A 606-nucleotide genomic window follows, 5' to 3' on the forward strand; every position below is an offset into this window, starting at 1 on the left:
TAGAGACCCGGGATGACGTTCTCGTTGTCCCGCAACGCTTCGCCGTGCACGTTGGTCGGGATCCCGCCCATCACGTAGTGGCACGTCGGGAACACCGGCACCGGCTCCTTCACCGGGTCGACGCCCAGGTAGGTGCGGGAGAACTCGGTGATGTCCGGCAGCTTGGTCTCGAGGACCTCGACCGGCAGGTGCGTGACGTCGAGGACCACGTAGTCCTTGTTCGGGCCACAACCCCGGCCCTGCAGCACTTCCTGCACCATCGAGCGCGCCACGATGTCGCGCGGCGCGAGGTCCTTGATGGTGGGGGCGTAGCGCTCCATGAACCGCTCGCCGTCGGCGTTGCGCAGGATCCCGCCCTCGCCGCGGACGGCTTCGGAAATGAGGATGCCCAGGCCCGCGAGGCCGGTCGGGTGGAACTGGAAGAACTCCATGTCCTCCAGCGGGAGGCCCTTGCGGAAGATGATGCCGAGGCCGTCCCCGGTGAGGGTGTGCGCGTTCGACGTCGTCTTGAAGATCTTGCCCGCGCCGCCGGTGGCGAACACGATCGACTTCGCCTGGAAGACGTGCAGCTCGCCGGTGGCCAGCTCGTAGGCGACGACGCCGGAC

1 protein-coding gene is annotated in these 606 nt (G+C 67.7%); it reads right to left on the reverse strand.

Going from position 1 to position 606, the window contains the following annotated elements; translation table 11 throughout:
• A partial coding sequence (locus ACERZO_RS50320) for an FAD-binding protein (RefSeq protein WP_372673163.1) occupies positions 1–606 on the reverse strand: 606 nt, incomplete at both ends.

The organism is Amycolatopsis kentuckyensis (assembly GCF_041679295.1).
Lineage (GTDB): Bacteria > Actinomycetota > Actinomycetes > Mycobacteriales > Pseudonocardiaceae > Amycolatopsis > Amycolatopsis kentuckyensis_A.